The 25,663-nt window shown below is 51.6% G+C and carries 25 protein-coding genes and 1 pseudogene; 12 read left to right on the top strand and 14 right to left on the bottom strand.

The window, feature by feature from the left end; all coding sequences use genetic code 11:
* The first annotated feature begins 40 nt into the window (after positions 1–40).
* On the top strand, positions 41–391 hold the full coding sequence (locus SE18_RS13705; protein WP_054535033.1) for a hypothetical protein: 351 nt from the start codon (positions 41–43) through the stop codon (positions 389–391).
* A 20-nt stretch (positions 392–411) separates the two neighbouring features.
* Positions 412–732 (top strand): hypothetical protein, encoded by a 321-nt coding sequence (locus tag SE18_RS13700; RefSeq protein WP_054535032.1) that lies wholly within the window; start codon positions 412–414, stop codon positions 730–732.
* A 32-nt stretch (positions 733–764) separates the two neighbouring features.
* Here the strand turns inward: SE18_RS13700 and SE18_RS13695 are convergent, their stop codons facing one another.
* The gene (locus SE18_RS13695; RefSeq protein WP_054535031.1) at positions 765–1,220 is read right to left on the bottom strand and encodes a redoxin domain-containing protein; all 456 of its coding nucleotides are present in this window, start codon (positions 1,218–1,220) and stop codon (positions 765–767) included.
* Between the two features lie 80 nt (positions 1,221–1,300).
* On the opposite strand from SE18_RS13695, the gene SE18_RS13690 reads away from it, so the two are divergent.
* Positions 1,301–1,786, top strand: coding sequence for a hypothetical protein (locus SE18_RS13690; protein WP_054535030.1), 486 nt, complete (start codon positions 1,301–1,303; stop codon positions 1,784–1,786).
* Positions 1,787–1,848: 62 nt separating this feature from the next.
* On the opposite strand, the gene SE18_RS13685 is transcribed toward SE18_RS13690, so the two are convergent.
* On the bottom strand, positions 1,849–2,313 hold the full coding sequence (locus tag SE18_RS13685; RefSeq protein WP_054535029.1) for a GyrI-like domain-containing protein: 465 nt from the start codon (positions 2,311–2,313) through the stop codon (positions 1,849–1,851).
* A 115-nt stretch (positions 2,314–2,428) separates the two neighbouring features.
* Entirely contained in the window at positions 2,429–2,707 is a 279-nt protein-coding gene (locus tag SE18_RS13680) for an HU family DNA-binding protein (protein ID WP_054535028.1), read from the bottom strand.
* Between the two features lie 232 nt (positions 2,708–2,939).
* Here SE18_RS13680 and SE18_RS27510 point away from each other — a divergent pair, with 232 nt between their 5' ends.
* The 5 genes from SE18_RS27510 to SE18_RS13660 all read left to right on the top strand — a co-directional run bounded on the left by SE18_RS27510 (position 2,940) and on the right by SE18_RS13660 (position 6,234).
* Positions 2,940–3,077: a hypothetical protein gene (locus tag SE18_RS27510; RefSeq protein ID WP_160319511.1), complete on the top strand. Its 138-nt coding sequence runs from the start codon at positions 2,940–2,942 to the stop codon at positions 3,075–3,077.
* Between the two features lie 39 nt (positions 3,078–3,116).
* Positions 3,117–3,788, top strand: coding sequence for an MSMEG_4193 family putative phosphomutase (locus tag SE18_RS13675; RefSeq protein WP_054535027.1), 672 nt, complete (start codon positions 3,117–3,119; stop codon positions 3,786–3,788).
* Between the two features lie 37 nt (positions 3,789–3,825).
* Positions 3,826–4,428: a DUF3090 domain-containing protein gene (locus SE18_RS13670; RefSeq protein ID WP_054535026.1), complete on the top strand. Its 603-nt coding sequence runs from the start codon at positions 3,826–3,828 to the stop codon at positions 4,426–4,428.
* 239 nt (positions 4,429–4,667) lie between these two features.
* Entirely contained in the window at positions 4,668–5,423 is a 756-nt protein-coding gene (locus tag SE18_RS13665; protein ID WP_054535025.1) for an SCO1664 family protein, read from the top strand.
* Between the two features lie 16 nt (positions 5,424–5,439).
* Positions 5,440–6,234 (top strand): nitroreductase family protein, encoded by a 795-nt coding sequence (locus tag SE18_RS13660; RefSeq protein WP_054535024.1) that lies wholly within the window; start codon positions 5,440–5,442, stop codon positions 6,232–6,234.
* Here the strand turns inward: SE18_RS13660 and SE18_RS13655 are convergent.
* The 7 genes from SE18_RS13655 to SE18_RS13620 form a co-directional block, all read right to left on the bottom strand.
* Positions 6,231–7,316, bottom strand: coding sequence for an STAS domain-containing protein (locus tag SE18_RS13655; protein ID WP_054535023.1), 1,086 nt, complete (start codon positions 7,314–7,316; stop codon positions 6,231–6,233). The two genes, SE18_RS13660 and SE18_RS13655, sit on opposite strands and share 4 nt — an antisense overlap.
* 210 nt (positions 7,317–7,526) lie before the next feature.
* On the bottom strand, positions 7,527–9,197 hold the full coding sequence (locus SE18_RS13650) for an acyl-CoA dehydrogenase family protein (protein ID WP_054535022.1): 1,671 nt from the start codon (positions 9,195–9,197) through the stop codon (positions 7,527–7,529).
* A gap of 571 nt (positions 9,198–9,768) precedes the next feature.
* Positions 9,769–12,447: a DUF5682 family protein gene (locus SE18_RS13640; RefSeq protein WP_054535020.1), complete on the bottom strand. Its 2,679-nt coding sequence runs from the start codon at positions 12,445–12,447 to the stop codon at positions 9,769–9,771.
* 4 nt (positions 12,448–12,451) lie between these two features.
* Positions 12,452–13,570, bottom strand: a complete 1,119-nt coding sequence (locus SE18_RS13635; RefSeq protein ID WP_054535019.1) for an ATP-binding protein — start codon at positions 13,568–13,570, stop codon at positions 12,452–12,454.
* Between the two features lie 15 nt (positions 13,571–13,585).
* Positions 13,586–14,968, bottom strand: coding sequence for a VWA domain-containing protein (locus tag SE18_RS13630; RefSeq protein ID WP_054535018.1), 1,383 nt, complete (start codon positions 14,966–14,968; stop codon positions 13,586–13,588).
* Positions 14,965–16,302 (bottom strand): hypothetical protein, encoded by a 1,338-nt coding sequence (locus SE18_RS13625; protein WP_054535017.1) that lies wholly within the window; start codon positions 16,300–16,302, stop codon positions 14,965–14,967. The genes SE18_RS13630 and SE18_RS13625 overlap by 4 nt, the downstream gene beginning before the upstream one ends.
* Positions 16,302–16,781 (bottom strand): hypothetical protein, encoded by a 480-nt coding sequence (locus tag SE18_RS13620; RefSeq protein ID WP_054535016.1) that lies wholly within the window; start codon positions 16,779–16,781, stop codon positions 16,302–16,304. Before SE18_RS13620 ends, SE18_RS13625 begins: the two co-directional genes overlap by 1 nt.
* Positions 16,782–16,963: 182 nt before the next feature.
* Here SE18_RS13620 and SE18_RS13615 point away from each other — a divergent pair.
* Positions 16,964–17,890: pseudogene (locus SE18_RS13615) on the top strand (ADP-ribosylglycohydrolase family protein).
* Positions 17,891–17,974: 84 nt separating this feature from the next.
* Entirely contained in the window at positions 17,975–18,604 is a 630-nt protein-coding gene (locus SE18_RS13610; RefSeq protein WP_054535015.1) for a PIN domain-containing protein, read from the top strand.
* Positions 18,605–18,649: 45 nt separating this feature from the next.
* Here the strand turns inward: SE18_RS13610 and SE18_RS13605 are convergent, their stop codons facing one another.
* The 4 genes from SE18_RS13605 to SE18_RS13590 all read right to left on the bottom strand — a co-directional run bounded on the left by SE18_RS13605 (position 18,650) and on the right by SE18_RS13590 (position 23,208).
* Positions 18,650–19,606 carry a transglutaminase family protein gene (locus tag SE18_RS13605; protein ID WP_054535014.1) on the bottom strand — a complete coding sequence of 319 codons (957 nt, stop codon included), beginning with the start codon at positions 19,604–19,606 and terminating at the stop codon, positions 18,650–18,652.
* A 23-nt stretch (positions 19,607–19,629) separates the two neighbouring features.
* On the bottom strand, positions 19,630–20,550 hold the full coding sequence (locus tag SE18_RS13600; protein ID WP_054535013.1) for an ADP-ribosylglycohydrolase family protein: 921 nt from the start codon (positions 20,548–20,550) through the stop codon (positions 19,630–19,632).
* Positions 20,551–20,558: 8 nt separating this feature from the next.
* Positions 20,559–21,503: an alpha-E domain-containing protein gene (locus SE18_RS13595; RefSeq protein ID WP_054535012.1), complete on the bottom strand. Its 945-nt coding sequence runs from the start codon at positions 21,501–21,503 to the stop codon at positions 20,559–20,561.
* Positions 21,504–21,765: 262 nt separating this feature from the next.
* Positions 21,766–23,208: a circularly permuted type 2 ATP-grasp protein gene (locus tag SE18_RS13590; protein WP_054535011.1), complete on the bottom strand. Its 1,443-nt coding sequence runs from the start codon at positions 23,206–23,208 to the stop codon at positions 21,766–21,768.
* A gap of 254 nt (positions 23,209–23,462) precedes the next feature.
* Here SE18_RS13590 and cdaA point away from each other — a divergent pair, with 254 nt between their 5' ends.
* Together cdaA and SE18_RS13580 are read left to right on the top strand one after the other, a co-directional pair.
* The gene (cdaA, locus tag SE18_RS13585) at positions 23,463–24,266 is read left to right on the top strand and encodes a diadenylate cyclase CdaA (RefSeq protein WP_110516443.1); all 804 of its coding nucleotides are present in this window, start codon (positions 23,463–23,465) and stop codon (positions 24,264–24,266) included.
* Positions 24,263–25,660, top strand: coding sequence for a CdaR family protein (locus tag SE18_RS13580; RefSeq protein ID WP_054535009.1), 1,398 nt, complete (start codon positions 24,263–24,265; stop codon positions 25,658–25,660). The genes cdaA and SE18_RS13580 overlap by 4 nt, the downstream gene beginning before the upstream one ends.
* Positions 25,661–25,663 lie beyond the last annotated feature (3 nt).

Raw genomic sequence — 25,663 nt, 5'->3', positions numbered from 1 at the left:
CAACACTGCGTACAGCATTACGGAATAGTTGGAGCAAGCGATGAAACACAAATATATGCTTCTGTATTTAGGCTTGATGCTTGGTGGTATAAGTATCAGCTTTGACGGATTAGATAAAATCCTTACTAGCACATCGCTTGTAACAGGTTTGCATGAACTAGCCAGGATTATGTTCGGGTTAGCCTTTGCTGGTCATGCCGGAAGTTACTGGCTTTTTCTGCACCACCACGCTGCTATAGAACCCAAGCAAGTGCCAGTCTTTAAAATGTTCGAGAATGGCCCGTGGTTAAGCGCCAACCAACAACGGATCTTGAATGGGCTAGTCTATATTGCTGTGGCATTCGTAGCACTTTCGGTCCTTAGTTGGCTCCTCAGCAAGCTGTTTTTCTAAACGCATAATCGGAGAGAACGATGAAGTATTCAAAGCACATTCTATTTGGCCTAATTGGATTTTTCGGCCTAACTTTAGCCTTGGTCAGCAGCCCATTTTGGCAAACTGGCGGGCTAAGCACTGGCTTGCGCATGCTGATCGATAGCATTCCAGGGGTGATGCTGATGCTTGCCAGCTATGTGCATGGCCGTTATCACCCGCGCTATCGCCAAGACCGCCAGCCAATTAAGCAAACTGGTGGGCTTTGGCCCGATTGGTTGCCTGATGGCGCATTTAAAAGCTTGGCCGGCTTGGCATTGCTCCAAGGTGGTTTGATCATCGTGCTTTCAATCATTGGCTAGCGCGATCCATTGCTGCACCGCGCCATTGCAATTTACAAGGTTTCGAGCACGTTCATCACTTCGTTTTGGTCGGGCTGTTGGCCGGGGTTGGTGACTGAAATGTGGCGCACAATCCCAGCTTTATCAATCACAAACACTGCGCGATTGGTAAAACCTTCTGGCCGCAATACGCCATAGGCTTCGGAAACATGGCGTTGATAATCACTGAGTAATTGATATTCAAGCCCTAACTGATCGGAAAATGCTTTGTGCGACCATTTACTATCAGTGCTAATGCCAAAAATCTCAGTATCACGTTGATCGAATTCAGGTTTGCGGGCTTGATAACTGGGCAATTGTAATGAACAGACAGGGCTAAAATCTAAGGGATAAAACAGCAGCACAACGTTTTTTTGGCCTTGGAAGTCGGCCAAATGCACGTCGCCATCAGTGCCACTTAATGTCCAATCGGGGGCTTGATCGCCAACTTTGAGGGTGGTACTATCCACGCGAATTGCTCCTTAATGTACACACTCATCCTAATACCGTATTGCATTATACTCCGCATCGGAGTGAATTGAGGGGAATTATGCCAAGCGAATCAGCAATCGAACCGATCGCCAAACACCGCGTTACCAGCGTACACGCCGAACACATGCAGATTGATGCCACGCGGCTGCGGATTGATCAGACGCTTATTCCAACCGCAAACCTTGCCAAAGTTGCCCAAGTAAAAATCTACAAAGCTTTTCCAACCATGCAAGTATTGATTTTAGCCATAGGCTTAACGATTACGATGGGCTTAAGGTCAAACTTTTTAATCGAGGATGCCCAAAATGTGCTATCTGCGGGCCTCGCCCTGTGGATCATATATCTCTTTTTCGATTATCTTGGCTGGCGTGACCAACATGGATTGTTAGTGGTACCGAGCACTGGGCCGAATGAGGCAATTGTGTTCGTTCATGAAAATCCTGATTTTATTGGCCAAGTGTTGGGGGCAGTTGAGCAGGTCATCGACAAGTCGGCAGCGAGCTATAGCATTGATTGGAAAAAACAAACGCTTGAGGCCAAATAACAACGCGCATTTAACCAGCCCCTCGCTCACGAGCCGCAGACGAGGGGTTGGCGGTGGGAATATTACTGAATGGCAATCCAGATTTCGACCTGCTCAGGCTGGGCAAAATCGTAATATTCAAAATCGGCAGTATAGCTGCGTTGATAGGCTTGGGGCTGGCTGAAATACTCCCAAATCTGCACCCACAGCCCAAATACATCGCTTGGTTGGGCAATGGTTGCCTGCCAACGCAAATAACGCTGGGCAGGAATAGTAATTTGGGTCAGGCCAGCAGCAACTGGCTGATCGTTGCTGACAGCATGGCCAACAATCAGATCGTACTCGCCCTGATGGTCGCTGGCATAGTGGGTATAGACCGCATAGCGACTGGTAAGATCAGCAGTGGGAATCTGCTGGCTGATATTTTCGCTAAAAAAGCGTTGATACAATGGGCCGATTAAGCCAGTGTTAGGGTCGGTTTCTGCTTGATTAGTCGTGCGAGTAGCCAAGCCTGCAATTGTTAGCCCAGCCCGTTCATACACCTGCATAGATAATCCTCATACAACACAACCAAGCAATTATACAAAACAAATGTGCTAACTTCAAGCCACAAAAAAACCACGGCCAAGCGCGTTGCCTAGCCGTGGTTGAGCCACCCGAGCACTATTTCTCGGTGACGGCTTTTTTCAAGTTGCTCCCAGCCGAAAATGCTGGAGCGCGGGTAGCAGGAATTTCCAATGGCTCGCGGGTTTTGGGGTTGAAGCCAGTGCGCGCTTGGCGTTCGCGGACTTCAAACGTGCCAAAGCCAGTCAAGACGACCCGATCGCCAGCTGCCAACGCTTCGGTGATGCTTTCGAGCAAGGCGTTAACTGCTTTGCCAGCTTGGGCTTGGTTCAAACCTGATTTTTCCGCAATGGCCTTGATCAAATCCGATTGATGCATTTGGAGTTACTCCTTACACTACCTGTCTTCACCAAAATTGAAAGACAGCCGCATGGCTTTAGTATCCTCGTAATACCTCAAGCATTCGCGATAGCACCTACCTTATATCACCCGTGCCAAGAATGCAAGTGCTTTTTGGCTCAGGGAGTAGGTTTTTGGCCTAGCAAAGAGCAAATGCAGTGCCATCAGCCTTGGATTTGGGCGATTTATTAAGCTTCTTTAGAAATTCTGGTTGCAAATTGGCCAAGTTAGCGTGCTTGGGGCGTGGGCTGCGCTTGTTCAGCGCCAAGCAGCCAATAGCACGCCCAGCGGCCAGCAGCCAAATATTAATCAGCGCGATCTCACCATTGGCAGTAAAATCGCCGTATAATACGATGTATTGTCGTCGTAGCGGAGGAAATCAAGACCAATGACGACGTTTTTATTAATTCGCCATGCAACCAACGATATGGTTGGTAAAGCCTTGGCTGGTTGGACACCCAACGTCCACCTTAATGCCGAAGGTCAAGCCCAAGCCCAACGCTTGGCTGAACATTTGGCCAACGCCCCGATCAAAGCGATCTATAGCAGCCCGCTTGAGCGCGCTGTCGAAACCGCCCAACCAATCGCCCAACAGCTTGGCCTTGAGGTTCAAATCTTGGCTGGCGTTGGCGAGATTCAGTTTGGCGAGTGGACAGGCCGCACGATTAAGGAATTAGCCGACACCCCAACTTGGACCAATATCCAGCGTTTTCCATCGGGTACGCGGATTCCAGGCGGCGAAACCTTGCGCGAGATGCAAAATCGGGTGGTCGATGCGCTCGAAGCCTTGCGCCAGCAACATCCCAATGATGTTATCGCTGTTTTTGCCCATGCCGATGTGGTTAAAGCCATGATTGCGCATTATTTGGGCGTCCATTTAGATTTGTTCCAACGGATTGTGATTAGCCCAGCTTCGGTCACGGTGGTTACGGTCAACGATAGCGGGCCGCATGTGCTGTGTGTGAATCAGACCAGCGAAATGCCCAGCTTTCCTGAAGCCAAGCCTGCTTCGAACGATACAAACGACGTTACGCCGGAAACTGAACGGCCTGTGGGTTAAGCTAAGCGCTCGCTTACACTGAATTGAAAGGTTCGGTATGTCAGATTTCGTCTACGATTTACGCCGCGTTAGCCATATTACGGCAGCAGCAGTTGGCCAGCCAGGCCAGCGCACGTTCTATCTTCAAGCCCAAAAAGGTAACGATCTGGTTTCGTTAATTACCGAAAAAGAGTTGGTTCGCGCCTTATGCTTACGAATCGACGATATTCTCGAAGAATTGGTGAAGCGTGGCGTGGCCCGGCCCGATGCATCCGAGGAGCCAACCCCAGCCGAATTATTGCTGCGGCCACCGTTGAATCCCTTCTTCCGCATCGCCCAAATGGCGCTTGCCTACGACCCAACCAGCGATTTGTTGGTCATCGAGGCTGATGAATTGCAATTGGCCGATGATGATGAAGATGAAGATATTGACCCAATTTTGCAGCAACGCAGCGACGATGAAGAAGCCAAAAACGAGCCACGCCGTGTCCGTATTTCGGCAACCCGCGCTCAAATGCAAGCGCTAAGTCGCAACGCCATGGACATTATCACCACTGGCGGGCGGCCAATTTGCCCTCAATGTTTGCAACCAATGGAAGATGAAGGCCATATGTGCGTCAAGAAAAATGGCCACGGCAATAAAAAAGCTTCCGAAATGTAGAAGTAGGGGTCGGGGATCAGGGATCAGGATACGAAGACTCAATACAACCATTGATTGGGATTATGGAATAGGTTATGGGATTGAGCAACGTCCTGTCACCAGCCCCTTCTAACCTCCATTGGCCAATAAAGTAGGGTTGGGGGATCAGAGATCAGGTTGAGCCTAATTTGGGATTGAGCAACGTCCTGAACCCCAACCCCTGAACCCCGACCCCCATTCCCCAAATACTGAGGTAGCCCATGAGCGATAACGAATCAGAGCAACCCCTAGCGCTTGAACTGGCAACGATCTTGCAAGTGTTGCGCGATGGCCGGATCGAATTGCAGGGCTTATTGCCATGGAGCAGTAACTATACCTTCTTAGTTGAAGTCCATGCAGATGAGCCAAGCGAGCTTGTGCTGGGGGCGGTCTATAAACCCCAACGTGGCGAGAACCCGCTCTGGGATTTCCCGCAGGGCACGTTGTATAAACGCGAGGCAGCGGCGTTTATGATTAGCCATGCCTTGGGCTGGCATTTGGTGCCGCCAACCGTTACCCGTCAAGGCCCGCACGGCGTTGGCTCGGTGCAATTGCTGATTCACGCCGATTACGAGCAGCATTTTTTTACCTTGAAAGAAGGCCGCGAACGTGATTTTCAGCGCATGGCCTTGTTTGATATTGTGATTAACAATGCAGATCGCAAGGGTGGTCATGTGCTCGTCGATGATGATCAGCGGATTTGGGCGATTGATCATGGCATCTGTTTTCACGATGAATATAAGTTGCGCACGGTAATTTGGGATTGGGTGGGCGAGGATATTCCCGCAGAAGATTTAGCCGATCTTAAGCAACTGGCCCAAGATTTGGAGCCAGACAGCAGCCTGACCCAAGCCTTGAACGCAATGCTGTACCCACGTGAAATCAAAGCCATGCGCCAACGGCTCAGCCGCCTGATCAGCAATGCCAAATTTCCAGCTTCGTATGGGCAGCGCTCAATTCCGTGGCCGCCCGTGTAGACAAGGATATCCAGCTATGGATTTGCTCGATGCGATTCGTTCGCGCCGCACCACCAATGGCCCATTTGAAGATCGCCCGCTTGACCCAGCCCATGTGCGAACTATTTTGGAGATGGCAGCCTGTGCACCCTCGCACTTTAATTCGCAGCCATGGCGTTTCGTCGTCATCCAAGATCAAGCGACGCGTATGCAACTCGCTGATATTGCTGGCGAATCGATGCAGAAATTAATGGCTGGTGGTCGCTTCTGGCAACGCTATCGCAAATATTTTCGCTTCTCAAAGAAGGAAGTTGATCAACGAGGCGATGGCATTTTGATCGACAACCTGCCAGCAGTACTTAAACCGTTTGCCAAATATATTTTTACCGAGCGTGGCGGCGAGTTGATGGCCAAATTTCAAGTGCCCAAAGTGCTTGGCAAGGATGCCCGCAAATTGGTGGCTGGCTCGCCCTTGATTTTGGGGATTACGCTGGATAAAAGCGAATACAAGCCCGACGACCTATCGGGAATGTACTCGCTGCTTTCGTTGGGCGCGGTGATGCAAACGATTTGGCTAACTGCCACCTCACTTGGCATTGGCATGCAGTTTATTTCGACGCCGATGGAAGTTGAAGGCCAGTGGGAGAAAATCAACAAGCTGTTGCACATTCCCGAGGAGCACAGTTTGATGGTGCTGTATCGGTTGGGCTACATTCCGCAAACCGCCGATCGCCCAACGATCGATTGGACGTCATCGCAGCGCAAGCGCACCGCAGCCTTGGCATATGCTAACCGTTGGGACGAACCATTTGAGCCAACAAACGACGCTTAATTGTAGCTATGAATCCGTTGCAGGCCTTCTTGCAATGTCGCCGAGGTGCTGATTGTATCCAATTCTAGCCCTAACGAGACCATGGCTTGGGCAACTTCTGGCCGCACGCCAACCAGCATGGTTTCTGCGCCAAGCAAGCGCACCGCTCGCACCACGCTAATAAACCCTTGGGCAACTTGGCTATCGACCACCACAACCCCGGTAATATCCAAGACCAAATGTTTGATTGATTGACGCTGCACCGCTTGCAACGCATTATCTTGCAGGCGGCTAAGCCGTTCGCTATCAAGCGCCCCAATCAATGGCATGACCAACACCTTGGCCGCTACTGGCAACACTGGCACACTCATTTCACGAATCACCTCGCGTTGTTGCTCAATCTCATCAAGCAAGCGTTCTTGAGTGCTGGCACGCTCTTGTAACTTTACGAGTGCAGTTTCAAGGTCAGCGGTGCGATCATGGACTTGTTGTTCGAGCGAGGCATTAAGTTCGGCCAATTGACGAGCATTTTGTTCGATTGTCTGTTGACCAGAAGACACTGCATCAAACGCCCCAACCGTAATTCGACTATTCACAAAGCTAATCACGGCGCCGATAAACGTCATGAGCAGGGCGTGGGTTAATACGCCGCCCCTTGTGGCAACGGTCTGCGCCGTAGGATAATTCAATTCCAACACCCAAATCATGACCCATATGCCCATCAAAACGCCGACAATTTGCCATGGCCGCAGCACAACCCCAGCAATCAAGACCGGAATCAACAAATAGGCCAAGGTATAGCTACTTTCGCCGCGTAAAATCATGGGAATCGAGATAATAAAGGCCGTTGAGATCACAACAATCCAACCAGCAAACGATACTTTGCCTCGGCGCGCCAGTGGAATAACGATCAATGACAAGATAATACCTAAGCCTAAGGCCACACCAGAGGTTAATGGCTTGGGATTAAAGAACAAGGATGGAAGGGCAATCACCGCAATAACAAAAATCGCACACATCACGCTGATGATAATTTGGCCACGGCGCCGCACATCTTCAAGCGGATGATCAACCTGAGCTAACCACGCTATTAGTGCTTTCATGAAAAAACCCTTTTTGGCTCAATCGGCTAAGCTATTAATTATTGGATCGTTGGAGGAATAACAAGTTGCCCTACTATACCCTAGCCTATTCATGCGCGCAAACAGACAACGGTACTAGGTTCAACTACTTTTTCATAGTACTAGGGCGTGATTATTAAGCTTTGAATATGATTACATGTTAGGATTTTCGAGCTATTCAATTGTAAAAAATTAACTTAACAACATTTGATTATCGTTGGGATCGATCGCCACAAGCAAATTGATCTGGCTGCAACTAAACCGCCGTGCAGCAGCCACCAACCAACGATCAGCGTGGTCGCTCAAGGCCGCTTGAGCATGCTCAAGTAATAGTGCCAATTCAAGCGCGCGGCCAACGGTTAATGCCCAACGACGGGCGCCCATTTCAGCAGCCGCCCGATCACGATTGCTCTCAGCTAGCCAGCGTTCACAGCAATCGAGCGTGGTTTGGGCTAGCTCAAGCGCTTGGCTCAAACTCGGTTCATGGACGTTGCTGAGCCACAGGTTGACTTGCTGGCGCAAACTTGGCCAAATACTAGGGTCTTCGCTGATCGCACGTAAACTATCGAGCGCCAAAACATTGGTTGTGCCTTCCCAAATCGAAAGCACTTGAGCATCGCGCACCAGGCTTGGCAAGCCAGTATCTTCGACATAGCCAGCGCCACCAAAACTCTCAACAATTTCGCTGGTATGCTGGACTGCTTGGCGAGCAGTGGTTAATTTGGTAATCGAGGTCAGTAAGCGCAATAATTGGCGTTGTTGGGGTGTGCTCTTGTCAACTTCATCCAAACCCAGCAATTCGATTAAATAGAACGTCAGCAGAAATGCCCCAGTATACTCGGCCTGCAAACCAGCCAAGGTATCAATATGCAATGGTTTTTGATTGAGCAGCGAGCCAAAAGCGAAGCGTTTTTGGGCATAATCTTGGGCTAGCGCCATGCCGCGGCGCATAAAGCCAACCGCAGAAACGCTGTTCCAAGTGCGGGTAATTTGCAACATTGGTACAATCGCACGCACGCCATCCTGCAAGCCTGCGACAGGAATTGCTGGCGTGCCAAGCAGATTTAGCTCAGCAGTCGGCACTTTGCGCGTGCCCAATTTATCCTTGAGCCGATTGACCTCGATCTGATTGAGCCGCCCCTGTTGGTCGCGGGTTTCGACATAGAATAAGGCCAAACCACGCCCGCCAGCAGGGTTGCCCTCTGGTCGCGCCAAGGTCAAGGCCATTTGCGAGGTTGTCGCCGAGCTAAACCACTTGCGGCCATACAAGCGCCATGTGCCATCGGTATCTTGGCGGGCGATGGTTTCTGAAAGCCCAACATCCGAGCCACCAGTCGATTCAGTCATCCACTGGCCGCTCGTCCAAAATTGCTTGGGATCGCGGCTAGTCAAATGGGGCATTGCCCGTTCAATCAAGGCCTGATTGCCCGATTGAAGCACGGTGCGAGCAGCGCCATCGGTCATCGCCAAAGGGCAAGTATAAACATCGCTCGATGGATGAAAGAGATAGGCCAAGGCAAATTGGCAGGTGCGCGAATATTCAGCGAAGGTTTGTTCATAGCCAGTTGCAATCAAGCCAGATTGGGCTGCGATCTGCTGGGCACGTTGCCAGAGCGGGGTCAATAGAATCTGATCGATGCGTTCGCCCCAGGCATTCCACTGAGTCAGTTCAGGTTCATTCAGCCGATCAGCCAATTGCAATTGATACAGTTCATTGGCGGCTAAATCGCCCATTTCGTGCAACGCGGGGCTCATTTGGGCCAAAACCTCGGCGGGCAAACGGCGGCGCAGATATAGTTGCAGCAAGCGATCGCTTGTATATTGATTGGTAAGCTGTGGTGCTGGTTGATTAAAGGGTGGCATCGTCGCAACTCCTAACTATTAAAACCAACGAATGCAGCTATTATAGCGCCCAAAGGAGGGGCTTTTGGCTATCGAAGTTATTGGGATACCACAATATTTCCAATTGCCTAGAGCCTCTAACCATTACTCTCTGCGCCTCTGCGTTAAATCTCGCACCGCGATCTGATCTCCAGTAGCCGATTCCTACCACAGTTCGCCACCCTTCCGTCCCTCCGCCGGAGGGAAACGCCGAGGGTTTTCATCCCCCAGCACCCCCTCATATTCGTTTTGGGGATTGTTATGTTTCTTCGAAATCCCCCCTTCGTGTGCTTCGCGTCCTTCGCGGTTCCTCGGCTCCCAATCCCCGATCCCCAACAACCAGTCCCCATCATCGTTTCGCCACCCTTCCGTCCCTCCGCCGGAGGGAAACGCCGGGGGTTTTCATCCCCCAGCACCCTCTCATATTCGTTTTGGGGATTGTTATGTTTCTTCGAAATCCCCCTTTGCGAACTTCGCGTTCTTCGTGGTTTTGTGCTCCTCACCTCCGATCCTTCACGCTGACCCCTCGCCCCTGAATCCCGACCCCTCATCGCTACCCAAGCTTGAGCAACACGGCCAGCGCTTGCATACCAGCAGGATGAGCGAGTAATAACTCATGAACTAATTGATCATCAGGGCTTAGCTCGGCGCTTATTGTCACTTCACCTTCTGGCAAACGTTGTTGATCTTGCATCCAGTTTGGTTGCCAGTTGCCCAGCCCAGCCACATTTGATGGGAAGACCAAGGCTGCTTCTTTGATCAATGGCTCCAAAATTGTTGCGTTGCGGCGCAGTTGCAGAATAAAGCCAGGCAACCATGGAATTAGCACCGAATCGGGCACGACGCGGAAGATATGGCTCAACAATTCAACCACAAACAAGGCAATTCGTGGAGCAAACTTCAAGGCCAAAATAAAGCCGTTCAAGTAGGCTGGCAACCCTTGCAAGCTCAGCGAATCTTCGGTGAGATGCGCAAAAAATTCGCGCATTGATTGAATTGTGCGCCGATTGAGCAGCCACTCGGCCACCCACAACAAACCAAGTTTATCGGGAACAACCTCGCCCTTGCCAGCCAGCTCAACGCTAATGATCAATTCGCTACGCTGGCAGCCAACCGACAAGGCCAAACTTTCGAGCGAGAAGATAAAGCCCAACATGCCAGCAACCACTTCTGGGGTTGTGCCACGATCGGCAATTGCCTGCGGCAGCAACGAGGCATAATGGCTGTAGCCAGTTGCCACAAACGATTCGAGCCAAACCGCCAAGCCCTGCGGCGTGGTGCGATAATATTGGACTAAATGGCGCGCGCGGTCGAAAATATCCGGCGCATCTTGCACCCCAGTTTCTTGGATGAGCAAGGCGCGGCTGTGAAAGCCCAATTCTTCGGTAAAGCGCGGGCTACGCAAATACATCAAGCTGGCTTCGGCGGTGTGTAATGCTTTGGCGGCGGTCGCATCATCGCCAAAGGCCCGTTGGCGCATCCGCTGTTCAAGCACTTGCTCCAAGGTAATGCCCTCGTAGCCAAGTTGAATCACATCGCGTTGATATTTGCCAATGCGAATCTCCCACGATTCTTGGACTGGCTTGCTGCCAAGTTTGCGCTCACCAATAATTGGTTGAACCACATAATCGCCCAACAAATAATTCAAGCGCCACAATAACTCTGAGCTATCGAGCAAATCGGGGCTTTGGCTAAAATCCATTAAGGCCCGTTGGTTGGTTTTGGCGTACAGGTTGACATTCAACGGAGCCAAGCGGTCATAGATATTTTTGGCCAATGGCGGCAGCGATTCATAACCAACTGTGCCAACCCGATCGCCGCCCAACAACACGCGGCACAATTGGCTGATATTGCGTTTGCGCGGCGTGCGATCTTTTTCCAAGCAGGTAATCGCCGCATCTTGAAAATCGTAGGGCGAAGGCTGATAGCGATTGCGAATATTGGCCAACAGATAGGCCGTTTCGTAAATTGCAATCGAATCGGCGGTGCTGGCCAAATAGCCATTTTCGCGCGCCAAGGCCACAATGCGAGCACACCAGTCGAGCAATTGCTCGTGGTCGGCTTCGGCAACGTCGGGCGGCTGTTGCAAAAAGTTGGCCAAAGCCTGCGGATTGTGGGGTTGGGTTGCGCTAACTGGCGCTTTGGCCCGACTTGGCTTGGCAGCTTTTTGATCTTTGCTCAGCTGAAATGCCTTAACTTGGCCAGCTTTGAGGCTTTTACGCCATGTCGCTTCGGCCAAAGCAATCGTGCCTGCTGGATGATTGAATTGTTGCTCAATCGCCACAAAGCTTGATGGAATTAGGCCAAACAGCCATTGAGTAGCGCTTTTGGCGGGCATGTCGGCCCATTGCTCAGCAGTATTGGTGCCAAATTCGGCGACATCGCTGGCCAAGTGGGCCGCGCCGCAAATGTATAAGGCATCGGCAGGATCAATTGCATGCTCAGCCAAATGTTGTTTGATCCGCGTCCACATATAGCGTTCACGCAAACGATCGTTGATCACATCCTGCGGTTTGCGGCCAAGTTGGTGAATTAGGCTGCCAACCAAGGTCATCACTTGGCGATAGGTTGAATAATCAGCGTGCAAAATCGCCCGTTCAACGTATTGCTCCCACCATTCAGTAAAATGGCGCGAGTTGGAATTTTGCAGCAAATAATGCAAAAAGTCGTCGAAGGTTGGCTCAAGCGTGCCAATCGTCACGCCAATTGATTTGCCATGAAGCTGGGCGGCCTCGTCGTCTTCGTCAGATTCAGCTTCGTTGATAATCGGCACTGGTTGCCATTGAAACACATAATCAACCGGACGATCAACAAACACCAACTGCGTTTCGGGATGGGTCAAGGCATAGGCAATCGCTTGATATTCTGCTGAGGATTCAGTCAAGGGCGCAATCACGCTAATTGGCAGCGCCTCTGCTGGCACCAACTCGCTTTCGGCAGCAAAAGCCTGAAACGCGACTGGCAATTTACAATCGCGCAAATGACCAACTAAATCAAGCATATCTTCGCAAAGCTCGATATAAATGACTTTGGGCTGCTTTTGGTGCAAACGGCGCACCAGTTGCAAGGCCGAAGCAGGCGAGTGATGCGCCACCGGAAAGAGATCAAGCGCTTCGTGTTCGGCGCGCTCAACATCGTGAGCCATGCGCTGAAGCAAGCGTTGCAAGGCGGCTGCATCCTCGGTAAAGGCCGCCGCCGTAGCATTTAATTGCTGGGTAAGTGAATCAAGCATTGGGTTACCCCTCGATGACCTTCATTGCATCCTGACCGCCAGCCATGAAATCGCGCCATTCGCCTTGATGTTTTTCGCTGTGCTTGGCCACCACGCTATGCCAGAATTTGTTCATCACCGAAATATCTTCTGGGCGGCGACGAATCAGCGTGCCAACCAACGAACGCCCAAGAATTTCAGGCGTTAGGCGTTGCTCGCCAAAGTAGGTTGAATAGAGCACCGCATCTTCGAGCACGCCAATTTGTTCAGCGGTCGAGAGCGCCGATTCAAGCTTGGCATCGTCGGAGCTAGCACTGGCGCTGGCTTCGCGCAAATCGGCGAAGGTTTGCAGCAGCACATCGATTAAAGTTGGTGGCACGTCGACGCGCACTTGTTGGCGCTCCAAAACTTCGGCGGTGCGGAACAGAATAATTTCGCGCTCTTGCTTTTTGTTGGTAACAACTGGAATATGCACAAAATTGAAACGCCGCTTGAGCGCCGATGAAAGGTCGTTGACCCCGCGATCACGACTGTTGGCGGTAGCAATAATGTTAAAACCTTGTTGGGCAAAGACCACGTTTTGCTCGCGCAACTCAGGAATCGAAATGTATTTTTCGCTCAAAATCGAAATTAGTGCATCTTGCACGTCGCTGGTACAGCGGGTCAATTCTTCAAAGCGACCCATCGCCCCAAGCTGCATGCTGGTCATAATTGGCGAAGCAATCATCGACTCACGCGATTGGCCAGCGGCAATCACCATAGCAATATTCCACGAATATTTAATTTGATCTTCAGTCGTGCCCGCCGTGCCTTGCACCACGTAGGTTGAATTGCCGCTAACTGCCGCCGCCAGCAATTCGGCCAACCAGCTTTTACCAGTGCCAGGGTCGCCAATCAAGAGCAAGCCGCGATCTGAAGCCAGCGTGACAATTGCCCGTTCGGCAATGCTGGGGTCGCCATACCATTTTTGGGCAATCTCGCGATCAAGCTTTTGGCCGGGCGTGCTGCCCAATACGAAGGTGCGCACCATTTGCGGCGAAAGCAACCAGCGCGCAGGGCGTTGGCCAGTGTCGCGTTCGGCCAAATAGCGCAATTCGTCGGCATATTTGAGTTCGGCGGGCAAGCGCAATAATGTATCTGACATGAGCAAAACTCCTTACTAAAGCGTAATAAAATGCTTAATTTGTTCGATCAGCTTTTTGGGGCTGCCAGCAAAAATTGGTCGACCCATCTCTTTGAGCTTGGTGCGGAACCAATCGTTGACGCTGAAATAGCCAGAACTAGTGACCGCGCCGACCGGAATAAAATGCACGCCCGATTCGATCATAGCTTTGATCGAATCCAGCAGCACTTGCTGCGAGCCGCCTTCATAAAAATCGGTAATCAAGACCACTGCGGTTTTGCGTGGCTCTAGAATTTTCTCGCTGGCAAATTGCAAGGCTTCGTTGATGCTTGTGCCGCCGCCAAGCTGAGTGCGCAGCAAAACCTCAAATGGGTCGTGCACCCACGGCGTGAGGTCAAGCATGCGCGTGTCGAAGGCAATCAAATGCATATCGACATGCGGCAAGCCAGCAAAAATCGAGGCCAAAATTGTACATTGCACCATCGCATCGACCATTGAGCCAGATTGATCGACGACGACGATCATGCGCATTGGCGTGCGTTTTTTGGCGGTTTGGCGATAATACAGCCGATCAACATACAAGCGGCCTTCTTTGGGATTCCAATTGGTCAGATTGCGCCAAATTGTGCGTTTCAAATCGAGGTTGCGAAACACCCGCTTGGGTGGCACCGAACGATCGATTTTGGCCGAAACAGCCTGCATCACTTGCAAACGCAACACGTCGGCCAATTCATCGACATATTGCTTGATCAGACGTTTGGCATTATTCAAGGCATTTCCCGAAAGATGGCTTTTATCGCGCAGCAATTGCTCAACGACCGCCATTGATGGTGTAATTTGGGCGGCAAGCCGATTATCTTGCAGCACTTCACGCAAAGCCATGCGCTTGATCAAATCTTTTTCCAAGCCTTGGATAACGTGGCGCAAATCTTCTTCGGAAAAATTGAAGCCTGAGCCAATGCCTTGGCCGCCTTGGAGACCACCAGGTTGGCTAGCTTGGCCTTGACCAGGCTGGCTTTGGCGCAAGGCTCCAGGCTGAAGGCCCAAACAGCGCTCAAGATGGCCTACATCTTTGAGCCATTGGGCAAACTCAGCAGCGCTGATCAAGCGCTTTTGGGTTTGCGGCCCAAAGACATTCAGCATTAACTTCGAAATAATCAACGAGCGGCGCAAGGTTGTTTCATCGTGGCGATCGTCAAGCTCAGTCAGATTAAACTCTGGCTCAAGCTCAGGATAGCGTTGAAACAACTGATCCAGCGAAAGCGTTGGGTGCAAAATCGACTCGGGCAACTCCAAATCGCTGGCAATCTGCTGGCTCATGGCCTCAAGATTTTCAGCTTGTTGGTCGTAGCCAAACATGGTGCTGAGCATGCGCCAATAGAGCACTTGGCGCCGATTTAATAGCTCGGATTGGTTCATGATTTCTCCCTGAGCAAACGGCTGGCGCGTTCTTTGAGAATCCCAACTGCGTTATTTTTGGGTGCTTTCTTGAAAACTTTGCCGTTTTCAAGCCCAATAAACAATGGCTTGCCTTTTTTGAGGCTGGTTGCCAATGGCCGTATAAACCATTCGCCAGCGTCGAAGCGCAGCAAACCAAACAAGCGTTGGGCCGATGCGAGCACGTCAACATCGATTTCAGTACCGCTGATTGCGCCCAGATCAAGCTTGAAGCGCTGTTCACCAACGCTCAAACTGGCATCTTCGGCGCTTTGATCTAGTTGATAGTCGCTCAGCACAATCGGCTCAGCCAAATGCACTGGGTGGCGTTGTTCGGGCGCAAGTTGGGCTTGGTCAAGTGGTTGCTTGGCATTCAGGCCAAAATGGCGCTCGGCAACCGCAAGCAAATCATATTTATCGCCCAACTGAGCCGCCGCCGCATTCCACAGTAAATGGCCAGCAGCCAGCAGTTGCTGATTATGCAAAACCAAAGCCTTGCCAGTGCTCAGGCTTTCGAACAACACGCTAGCCTCGGGAAAGAGCAACCACAGTTGATCGTCCTGAATGGCCGCAACTTTATAGGCCGATTGGGTGATGGTGACCATGCGCGGCGTTGCTTCAGCCTCCAGCACTGCGTACAAGACCCAACTGACCAGGGTGGAATGGTGGCGCCATTCAAAGCCCAAAGGATACAGCGTGCCACTGATAGCTTGGGTTGCAGGAGTTGCGCTGATGCTGAGGGTTGAAAGCATTGCCCGCGTCCACAAATCGGCCCAGCGAAAGAGCGGCAATTGCTCTGGCTGAAGCACAAGTTCGTGCATCCAGCCCGCCAAAAGTGCGGCGGTACGCAGATAGTCTGGGTTGGCTTGGAGTTGGGTAAGGGTTGGGCTAAAAGCGTTGATCATTGCAGGCTCAAGCCGCGCAAAACCCACTACTGCCAAATCAGTCAGCCAATGCTGCACGCTGCTCAACAAGGGCGGGGTCGATTCAAGCGCAGCGATGGTAGGCAGCGGCTGATTACTCGTTGGGCGGCCAAGTTGCGCCCTCAGTTGCTGCGAAAGTTGATCGTATTGCGCGCTTTGGATCGCCGCCCGCGCAACGGCCAGCAGCTTAAAAGCGGCTGGTTGCAACACGCCATCGCTCAAATCGGTCACGGCGCTGAGCATTGCTGCTTCGAGCGGCGTGGCACGATAGACTTGGGCCAGCCGTTGTAATGTCGTTTGATGGCTATGATTGAGATTGGTAAAGCCCGCCAGCAACAGCTGATCGATTGCTTGAATTAGTTCATTGCTAGCATGAAATTCAGCTGCAAGCATCACGCGCCCCCTGCAAACCAATCCATCTCTGGCAATGGCAATGCGCTGAGCGGAAGTTCAAGCAACTGGAGCGAGCCAAGAAAGCGGCTGAAAATTGCGCCATGCGCTTGGTGGGTTATATGGCCAGCAAGCTTCAAAAAATCGCCAATTGTGGTGATGGTGGTTGGGTCGTGGGCAGATTGCAGATATTTCAAAATAGCTGGAATGCCAAATTGCTTAATGCCTTCTTCAAGCAAATTGATCAGATGGTTGCATGGGCTGCCCCGCAAGCCACCACACGGGCGATTATTGTTGGTGCTACAGTAGAAGTTGAGGCTGCGCGCCTCGAAATAGGCCACATAGACCCGCTGAATATCCGAGCCGCTGGAGATAACGCCTTGCAACCGACCATCGGCTAGCTCAACAAACGGCACTTCCTTGACATTGCGCGGAGTGGATTTTTGGAAAACTTGGGGTGGGTTAAGCGATGATGGTATCATCAAGCCTCCTTTGCGCTCTGAAACACTCGCTTAATACTGGATCAACTCTTACTTCAAGCGCAAGCCTAGCATACCAAGCGCGTGTGACATTCGCAGTCACAGCCAAAACAGCCTAAACGTGTGCGTTTACTTGCTGTACCTGCTTTAAAATAAACCGAATTATCGAAGTTGAGGTTAATTGAATGAACCCTGATAGCGCCCTAGATCGTGCCCAAATTGCCCTCGAAGGCTTGGCGATAGGCGATGCATTGGGCGGTTTTTTTGAATTTGCCCATTCGACAGTGCCTGCGCGCGTGCGTTTGCGCCAAGTTCCCCAAGGCCCATGGCATTGGACTGATGACACTCAAATGGCAGCTTCGGTTTTTTCGGTGCTGCGCCAAACCGCAACCATCGATCAAGATGTATTGGCCCAAAGTTTTGCCCTGCACTACGAGCGTTCGCGCGGCTATGGCCCAGCTACCAGAGCAATTTTAGGCCGCATTCAGCGCGGAAAAAGTTGGCGCGAGGAAGCGCCAAGTTTGCATCAAGGCCAAGGCTAATTTGGCAATGGCGGGGCCATGCGGGTTGCACCAATTGGCGCGTTTTGGGCTGCTGATCTGCCAAGCGTTGCCCAGCAAGCAGCAGCTTCTGCCGAAATTACCCATGCTCATCCTGAAGCAATTGCTGGGGCGATTGCGGTGGCGATTGCAGCAGCGTTGGCATGGCAAGCCCACCAAACCACAGTGCCAAGCCCAAGCACGTTTTTACAATTAATTCAGCCATGGGTGCCAGCAAGCCAAGTAGCCAAGGGCTTAGCCATGGCGATTGAGCTTGATTCGACCACCCCAATTGCTACAGTTGCGGCACATTTGGGCAATGGCAGCAAGATTTCGGCCCAAGATACGGTGCCATTTGCTTTGTGGTGTGCTGCCCAACACTTAACCGATTTTGAGCAAGCAATTTGGCTGACGTTGGAAGGCTTAGGCGATTGTGATACAACTTGCGCGATCGTTGGGGGAATCGTGGCCTGTTATGTGGGCCTTGAGGGCCTCCCTAGCGCGTGGCGTGCAGCCAGAGAACCCTTGCCAGCCTGGGCATTGAACGAGCAATTAAGCAAACCGCTTGGTTAAGTGCTCCAAATCGATTATCATGAGGATGCAGCTAGTTTAAATAAGGGTGGTGTGGAGCGTTGCTGATCATCTAAGGGGGCATATTTGAGAACCAATTTTGTGCTGATCGACTACGAAAATGTGCAACCAGCCACAATCGAATTGCTTAATCACAAACAAATTAAACTACTGATCTTCGTTGGCGCAAATCAGACAAAAGTGCCAATTGAGATTGCAGTTGCCCTGCAGCAGCTCGGCGAACGCGCCTGCTACATCAAAATATCGGGCAATGGCAGCAATGCGCTCGATTTTCATATTGCCTTTTATATTGGGCAATTAGCCGCCCAAGAACCAAATGCCTATTTTCATATTGTTTCCAAAGATACCGGCTTCGATCCCTTGATTCAGCACCTCAAAACGAAAAAGATTATGGCCAAGCGGGTTCAAGATGTTAGCGAGATTCCTCCCATAAAAGTAGCTCAAGCAACAACAGCATCGAAACAACAGGCATCCCCAACTCCAACCCCACCAAAAAAGATTGAGATCGTCAGTAAATATCTTCAAGCTAATAAAAGTAACAAGCCTCGAACGATTAAAACCCTGAGTAACACGATCAATGCAATTTTTGCCAAAAAACTATCCGAGCAAGAACTAGCATCACTCATCAACCAGCTAAAAACTCGTGGAATTATTCAGGTCGACGATACGAAAATTACCTACAAACTGCCAACTTAAAGCAAAAGCATGGGCGAAAACCACCCATGCTTTTTTGAATAAAACCTATTGTTGTTGCTGCATTTGTTGAATTGCCGCCGCCACATCGCCACCCTCAACCTGCGACCAACCTGCGAGCTGCGACGGCTCGTCGGCGTGCAATGGTTCGTCGGCCAAGCGCACTTGCACCGCGACTTCGAGCGTGCTTTGGGTTTCGCCCTTGAAAATGCCATGCGTCGGCGGTACATCGGCGTAATCGCGGCCAATTGCTACTCGCAGATGGCGATCGCCGACCACGACATTGTTGGTTGGGTCGAAGCCGATCCAGCCAAGGCTGGGCAACCAGGCCTCGACCCACGCATGCGAAGCATCAGCAGCAGAACGCACACTATCATCGGTTCGATGAAACAGATAGCCGCTCACGTAGCGCGCCGGAATCTGCAACGAGCGCAAGAGGCTGAGCATAATATGGGTGTAATCTTGGCAAACTCCGCGTCGCGTCGCTAAAGCTTCGTCGATCGGCGAATCAGCACGTGTGCTCTGTGGAACATACTCAAATTTATCGTAGATTGATTGGGTAATCAGTCGGGCCAAGGAAAGCGGATCGCTCTGTTTATTGAGGCCAATTTCGGCGGCGAAAGTTTGGAGCAAATCGGTTGAAGCCACAAATTGGCTTGGGTTGAGATAATCCCAATCGTAGCCATTCAAGGCATGATCTTCGAGGATTTGCCATGTGCTGAGATCGAGCGTAAGATCGGCTGCTGGCGCTTGAACACGATTTTCCACATAGGCTTGGGTCACAATTTCCAGCTGGGTGTGGGCACGAGGTAGATCAAAATGGTGCACCGTATTGCCCTGCGAATCGAGATAAACCAAGACTTTCGATTTGGGCTTGGTGGTTATGTCAAACGAAAGGCAGCGTTGCTCGCCCTCGGTACGGGGCTGTTTGCGAACTTCCATCATACTTTCGCTAATTGGGTTGCTATAGCGAAAGCGGGTAACGTGGCGAATGGTGTAGTACATAGCACCTGCCAAAACTCAAACAATCAATCGGTTTCAATTCCAAGGCTGGCCAAAAACCAGTGGGGCAAGGGTTCGCGGGCGCGCAGCCAAGGCGGCGGAATACAATCGCGGCCTAAAGTTCCTGCCAACAGCCCACCAACAATCGCCGCCATTGAGGTAACGTTGCCGCCGGCAGCACAGACTTGCTCAATCGCCGCCGCATAATCATCCCGATAATGCACAGCGCACCACAAACACCATGGCACAATGGCTTGAGCACTATGCTGGTAGCCATTGCTCAATCGCAAGGCAATATGATGCCACATTTGGCGATCGTTCATGGCGGCGGCTAAGGCTAGGCGATGCTCAAGGCTGCTGCTTGGTAGATATTGCACAATTTCATTCAAGATTGCCGATGGCTGGCGTAACGGCTGATCACGCTCGCGCCAGAGAATTGCTCCGGCCACTGCCACCGCCACCGCACCCGCCACCGCCTCTGGATTGGTGTGGGTGGTGAGCGCCGAGAGTTGAGCTTGTTGGGCAACTTGGCTCAGCGGCGCTTCAGCAAAAAATAGGCCCAACGGAGCCGCCCGCATGGCCGCGCCAACCCCAAACGAGCCTTGGCCATCAAACAAATTTTGGGCATCGCTCATCACCGCCGCCCCATCACGCGGTTTGGCCAAGAGAGTATGCATGGCGGTGCCATAATCGCGGATTGGCGTGTAGCGCAGGGCAAAATCGGCAGCCAAGGCCGCGCTATGCACCGTGCCATAATGCCACAAGTGATCAACCAATGAACAAGCCATGAGGGTTGCGTCTGTCCACAGCCATGGTGCTGGCAAAAGGCTTGGTTGCTCGGCGACTGCAAGCCCAGTTTGCACCTGTTGCCAAAGCTGTTGACCATAGGCTTCACCAACCGACAACCCTTTGAGTGCCGCGAGCATGCGCTGTTGTGCTGCTGTCATGATCATCCTTATACCAATGCTGTCTCAACCGGATAACTAATAAAGGTCTGATAGACGTTGGTATGAATTTGTTGGCATTGTTGTTGAATACTGGCCAAATAGCCGCTCAGGCCATCGGCCATAATCTCATCGACTTGGCCATAATCAAGGCTAGCTTGTAAGCGCCCCGCTAAGCGTTTGACCCGATCACCGCGCCGCCCAAGCGTATTGGCAGCAATCGCTTGAATCGAAATCGCAATCTGATCGGCGGCAAAACGCACCGAGCGCGGCGATTCAGCGTTCAACAACAAAAATTCAGCAATTCGTTCTGGCCGAATATCAGCAGTGTATACATTACAATAGGCCTCGAAGGCTGTACAGGACTTTAATAGGCCAACCCAATCCAAATAATTGGCTTGAGCATCGGCAGCGCCACTTGGCTCGGCAAAATGCACATCGAGCAAAATCGCTGTGGCATTGGCTCGCTCAATAAACTGGCCTAAACGCAGCCAATGCCAACATTCGCCATGGCTCAAGGTTGCATTCGTAATCCCTTGAAAAAGATGAATGCCCTCTTTTAACCCATTGTGGAGAAATTCGTGCGGCTCGTGCCACAATTGCTCCATCGTGGCACGCTTGACTTGTAAATAGAGCCGATTAAGTTGCTCCCACATTTCCGAGCTAATTTGTTCGCGCACTTGGCGGGCATTTTCGCGGGCAGCGCCAATGCAACTAACCAACGAGCCAGGGTTATTGACATCAAAGGTTAAGGCTTGTACCAAGGCGTAAGTTTGGGGAATTCCATCGTATTGCCATGCAAGATAGGTTTGCATACGCTCCCAGCGGCGTTCGGCTGCGGCTGGAGTTTGGTCGAGCATCAAAGCCAAATTCACGTCAAGCAAGCGAGCAGTATGCTCTGTTCGCTCAAGGTAGCGGCCAATCCAATACAGGCTATCAGCAACGCGCGATAACATGAGCAACCCCCAATTTTTAATGATGATCCACGAAGAACGAAACCGCGAAGATCGCGAAGATCGCGAAGGGAGATTTGGCTATTTTTTGACTTTTGACTTTTGACTTCTGTCTTCATCCTTCGCTTCTCTGCGTCGCTGCGTTAACGTTTTGATCCACGAAGCGCACAAAGACCACGAAGAACGAAACCGCGAAGAACGCGAAGATCGCGAAGGAAGATTTGGCTATTTTTGACTTCTGTCTTCATCCCTCATCCTTCATCCTTTAATAAAGCACCCACGTATCTTTGCTGCCGCCGCCTTGCGATGAATTGACGACCAGCGAGCCGCGCCGCAAGGCCACCCTAGTCAAGCCACCGGGCACGATGCTAATTTGGTCGCCAAATAAAATGTAGGGCCGCAAATCAACATGGCGCGCTTCGAGTTGGCCATCGATAAAACATGGTGCTTTAGAAAGCGCAAGGGTTGGCTGGGCAATATAGTTGCGGGGATTGGCAATAATACGGTCGCGAAACTGGGCACGTTGTTCCAGCGTGCTATGCGGCCCGATCAACATATCGTAGCCGCCAGATTCGCCGACCGCCTTGACCACCAATGAATCTAAATTATGCAACACATGCTGACGTTGGCGATCGTCGCTGAGCAAAAAGGTTTCCACATTGGGCAAAATCGGGTCTTGATCAAGATAAAATTTGATCATCGCTGGCACATAGGCATAAATCGCCTTATCATCGGCCACACCTGTGCCCAAGGCATTGGCCAAAGCCACATTGCCAGCCCGATAGGCATTCAGCAAGCCAGCAACGCCCAACATCGAATCATGGCGAAAAGCCAAGGGATCGATAAATTCATCATCGACCCGCCGATAAATCACATCAACCCGCCGCAAGCCAGCAGTGGTGCGCATGTACACCACGTTGTCGTGGACGATCAAATCGCGGCCTTCAACCAATTCAACGCCCATTTGGCGAGCCAAAAAGGTGTGTTCGTAATAGGCCGAATTAAAAACCCCCGGCGTTAGCAACACAATCGTTGGATCGCTACGGCCTTGGGGCGCCAACGAACGCAAGGTTGCTAACAACGCTTGGCCATAATGATCGATCGACCGCACGCCGTAGCTGGCAAACAACTGCGGAAAGACCCGTTTCATCACCAAACGATTGGCCAGCATATATGAAACCCCGCTGGGAACCCGCAAATTATCTTCAAGCACCGCAAATTGGCCGCTCGGCAAACGAATCAAATCGGTGCCAACGATGGAGATATAGCGATCGCGTGGCACGCTCACACCGCGCATTTGGCGTGAAAAATGGCGACAGCTATAGACCAATTCGCGCGGCACAATCCCAGCCTTTAAAATAGTTTCTTCGTGGTAAATATCGCGCAAAAACAAATTTAATGCGGTTACTCGTTGCGCCAAACCACGCTCAATCGTATCCCATTCTTTGGCTGTCAGGATGCGTGGCAGCAGATCGTAGGGAAAAATCCGCTCGGTGCCTTCATCGCGGCCATAAACCGTAAAGGTAATCCCTTGATTGAGAAACGCCAAATCGGCTGCTTGCTGGCGCCGCGCCAACTCATCGGGCGGCAACTCGCGCAACCGTTCCGCAAGCAAACGATAGTGTGGGCGCGGCGTGTTTGGGTTAAGCAACAACTCATCGTAAGCAGTTTCGAGCTGATACTGACGAAAAGGGGCGACATCGGGCATAGTGTGCTCCTTACAGTCGCTTCATCGTTGAAGGGCTTGCGGCATCATCGCCAAAATGGGGGGAAAGAAGATGGTCTATACTACCGAATCTCGCGCTATTTCGTCAAGCAGCGAGCCAGCTAGGGCCTTGGCTAAGCGGCTTGTTGGTGGTATGAGCCGCGAAGATTAAAACTTGCATAGATAGCCTGATCGGTGTAAGGTACAGGCGCGATGTCCAGCACGAGTGGGAGGCTGGCAGTTTCGAGGGTATGATCGTGCCAAGCTTCCAGCAGATTTGGGAACGTGTTTCTTTCTTAGCTGTACTCGATATTCTGCTTGTTGCTGCCTTGATTTTTTGGCTGCTCGGGGTCATCCGAGGCACACGGGCGGTACAATTGTTACGTGGGGTTGGGATTTTGGTGGTGGTTGCCCTGCTTGCAGGCTCGACCTTACCGCTCACCACCTTGCGCTGGATCATTCGCGAAGCCCTCAGCCCTGCCCTTTTTGTGGCAATTCCAATTTTATTCCAACCTGAATTACGCCGCGCTTTAGAATCATTAGGCCGCACTGGCGAATGGTTTAATCGCTTTGGCAGCACCAATCGCTCAGAAGTAGAGGAGATGATCAACACGATTTCGCGCGCAGCCAAGCAATTATCTCAACAAGGCATTGGCGCATTGATGGTGATTGAGCGCGACACGGGCTTGCAAGAATATGCCGACCGAGGCGTGATAGTCGATTCGCGCATTTCGGTGCCCTTGTTGGTGAATATTTTCTTTCCCAACGCGCCGCTCCACGATATGGCGGTGCTGTTTCGGCGCAACCGAATTTTGGCCGCCAACTGTGTGTTGCCGCTGAGCGAAAACGTGGTTGGCAGCACCCGCTATGGCACGCGCCACCGCGCCGCCTTGGGCATCAGCGAACAATCCGACGCAATTTCGGTGATCGTTTCAGAAGAGACTGGCAGTATTTCGATTACCCACGATGGCCGCATGGTGCGTCATTTAACCGAAGGCCGCTTACGGAAATTGCTAGCTGGCTTATTGCGCGTCGAACTAAGCGAGGAGGAAGAGGCATGAATAAGCTTGCAGGCAGCCCATTACGCGCCTTCGTGGCCGCAGTGTTGGCCAGCATCATCTGGGTTTTCGTCAGTTTCACCGAAAATCCGCAACAAGTTACGCCATTTACCAATTTGCCAATTCGTGCCGAAGGCCTGAACAGTTCCTTAACTTTGGTCGATGGCGAAGGCAGGCCAATTCCTGTGCCCGATGCTGTGGTCAACTTGAATGTTTCTGGTCCGCAAGATACGATTACCCGGATTACCAAGCAAAATGTACAGCCATTTATTAATGTTGCTGGCTTGGAGCCTGGCTCGCATGAAGTTGCTGTGCAAGCGCGCAGCATTCCTAGCCGCTCCGATCTCGATTTTCAAAGCTTTCAGCCTGCGACAGTCTTGGTGCAAATCGAGCAAATTATTACTGCCTCGCTGCCGCTAACGATTACTACCGAAGGCCAGCCGCCAACCAGCTACGAGGCCAGTTTGCCCATTGCCAGCGTCAATGGCGAGATGATCAAGCAGGTCACAATTACTGGGCCAGCTAGCCAAGTGAATAAGGTCGTTGGTGGCGAAATTACGCTTGATCTTTCATCACAAACCAGCAATTTGCGCACGCGGCGCAATATTACGGCGGTAGATATTGCTGGGCGCGATGTTGAAGGCGTGACGGTTAGCCCTGAGCTAGCAGATATTGAAGTGCGCATTTTATCGAGCAGCGGCATCAAACGGGTGCCAATTATCTACACAACCCTCAATGGGCCACCAGCAGGCTATCGCGCCGATGTGGTGCTTGAACCAGCTTTCGTCACATTAATTGGCAGCGCTCAGCGTTTAACTGAGGTTGAATTTGTTGAAACCCAACCGCTTAACCTACCGAATACAACCCAAAGTTACACCGCAACCATCAAATTGCGCTTCCCAATTGGGGTTACCCCGCGTGATGCGCAAGCAGCAGATAGCACAATTGCCACTGTGCGCTTTGTGCCCATTAACACCGAAATTGTGCTGACGCTGCCGTTAGTGCCGCGTAATCAGCCTGCTGGCTTAGAATTAAGTTACCAACCACGCCAACTTGAGGTAACTCTGCGGGGCAATGCCCAAAATTTGCAAAATCTCACCGATTTGGCCTTAGTGCTTGATTTGGCTGGGCGAACTGCTGGCAGCTATAGTATTCAACCAAGCCTTAATCTCCCAAGCGGCGTAACCCTCGCCAAACCGTTGAGCGTTATTCAGGTCACGCTGAGCACGATTAGCATTCCAACCAACGAGCCAGCTAGCCCAACCAACCCAAGCGAACCAACCCAACCAAGTGAGCCAGCAGCAACGCCAGTCAGCACGCCAACGGTAACCGAGCCAATCAGCCCGACCGAGCCAATTAGCCCGACCGAGCCGATTTCGCCAACCCTAACGCCTTAGCAA

It is taken from the genome of Herpetosiphon geysericola, assembly GCF_001306135.1.
In the GTDB taxonomy this organism is placed as follows: Bacteria; Chloroflexota; Chloroflexia; order Chloroflexales; family Herpetosiphonaceae; genus Herpetosiphon; species Herpetosiphon geysericola.
The sequence above is the reverse complement of the archived record's forward strand: the minus strand, read 5'-3'. Positions and strand labels throughout refer to the sequence as shown.

What these genes read in the sequence shown, in the direction of transcription:
- SE18_RS13700 (WP_054535032.1), top strand. Translation starts at nt 412, where the DNA reads ATGAAGTATTCAAAGCACATTCTATTTGGCCTAATTGGATTTTTCGGC.
- SE18_RS13590 (WP_054535011.1), bottom strand. Translation starts at nt 23,208, where the DNA reads ATGCCCGATGTCGCCCCTTTTCGTCAGTATCAGCTCGAAACTGCTTAC.
- SE18_RS13630 (WP_054535018.1), bottom strand. Translation starts at nt 14,968, where the DNA reads ATGAACCAATCCGAGCTATTAAATCGGCGCCAAGTGCTCTATTGGCGC.
- SE18_RS13665 (WP_054535025.1), top strand. Translation starts at nt 4,668, where the DNA reads ATGAGCGATAACGAATCAGAGCAACCCCTAGCGCTTGAACTGGCAACG.
- SE18_RS13625 (WP_054535017.1), bottom strand. Translation starts at nt 16,302, where the DNA reads ATGCTTGCAGCTGAATTTCATGCTAGCAATGAACTAATTCAAGCAATC.
- SE18_RS13690 (WP_054535030.1), top strand. Translation starts at nt 1,301, where the DNA reads ATGCCAAGCGAATCAGCAATCGAACCGATCGCCAAACACCGCGTTACC.
- SE18_RS13580 (WP_054535009.1), top strand. Translation starts at nt 24,263, where the DNA reads ATGAATAAGCTTGCAGGCAGCCCATTACGCGCCTTCGTGGCCGCAGTG.
- SE18_RS13705 (WP_054535033.1), top strand. Translation starts at nt 41, where the DNA reads ATGAAACACAAATATATGCTTCTGTATTTAGGCTTGATGCTTGGTGGT.
- SE18_RS13680 (WP_054535028.1), bottom strand. Translation starts at nt 2,707, where the DNA reads ATGCATCAATCGGATTTGATCAAGGCCATTGCGGAAAAATCAGGTTTG.
- SE18_RS13685 (WP_054535029.1), bottom strand. Translation starts at nt 2,313, where the DNA reads ATGCAGGTGTATGAACGGGCTGGGCTAACAATTGCAGGCTTGGCTACT.
- SE18_RS13600 (WP_054535013.1), bottom strand. Translation starts at nt 20,550, where the DNA reads ATGACAGCAGCACAACAGCGCATGCTCGCGGCACTCAAAGGGTTGTCG.
- SE18_RS13595 (WP_054535012.1), bottom strand. Translation starts at nt 21,503, where the DNA reads ATGTTATCGCGCGTTGCTGATAGCCTGTATTGGATTGGCCGCTACCTT.
- SE18_RS13670 (WP_054535026.1), top strand. Translation starts at nt 3,826, where the DNA reads ATGTCAGATTTCGTCTACGATTTACGCCGCGTTAGCCATATTACGGCA.
- SE18_RS13660 (WP_054535024.1), top strand. Translation starts at nt 5,440, where the DNA reads ATGGATTTGCTCGATGCGATTCGTTCGCGCCGCACCACCAATGGCCCA.
- SE18_RS13640 (WP_054535020.1), bottom strand. Translation starts at nt 12,447, where the DNA reads ATGCTTGATTCACTTACCCAGCAATTAAATGCTACGGCGGCGGCCTTT.
- SE18_RS13605 (WP_054535014.1), bottom strand. Translation starts at nt 19,606, where the DNA reads ATGTACTACACCATTCGCCACGTTACCCGCTTTCGCTATAGCAACCCA.
- SE18_RS13675 (WP_054535027.1), top strand. Translation starts at nt 3,117, where the DNA reads ATGACGACGTTTTTATTAATTCGCCATGCAACCAACGATATGGTTGGT.
- SE18_RS13635 (WP_054535019.1), bottom strand. Translation starts at nt 13,570, where the DNA reads ATGTCAGATACATTATTGCGCTTGCCCGCCGAACTCAAATATGCCGAC.
- SE18_RS13650 (WP_054535022.1), bottom strand. Translation starts at nt 9,197, where the DNA reads ATGCCACCCTTTAATCAACCAGCACCACAGCTTACCAATCAATATACA.
- SE18_RS13620 (WP_054535016.1), bottom strand. Translation starts at nt 16,781, where the DNA reads ATGATACCATCATCGCTTAACCCACCCCAAGTTTTCCAAAAATCCACT.
- SE18_RS13655 (WP_054535023.1), bottom strand. Translation starts at nt 7,316, where the DNA reads ATGAAAGCACTAATAGCGTGGTTAGCTCAGGTTGATCATCCGCTTGAA.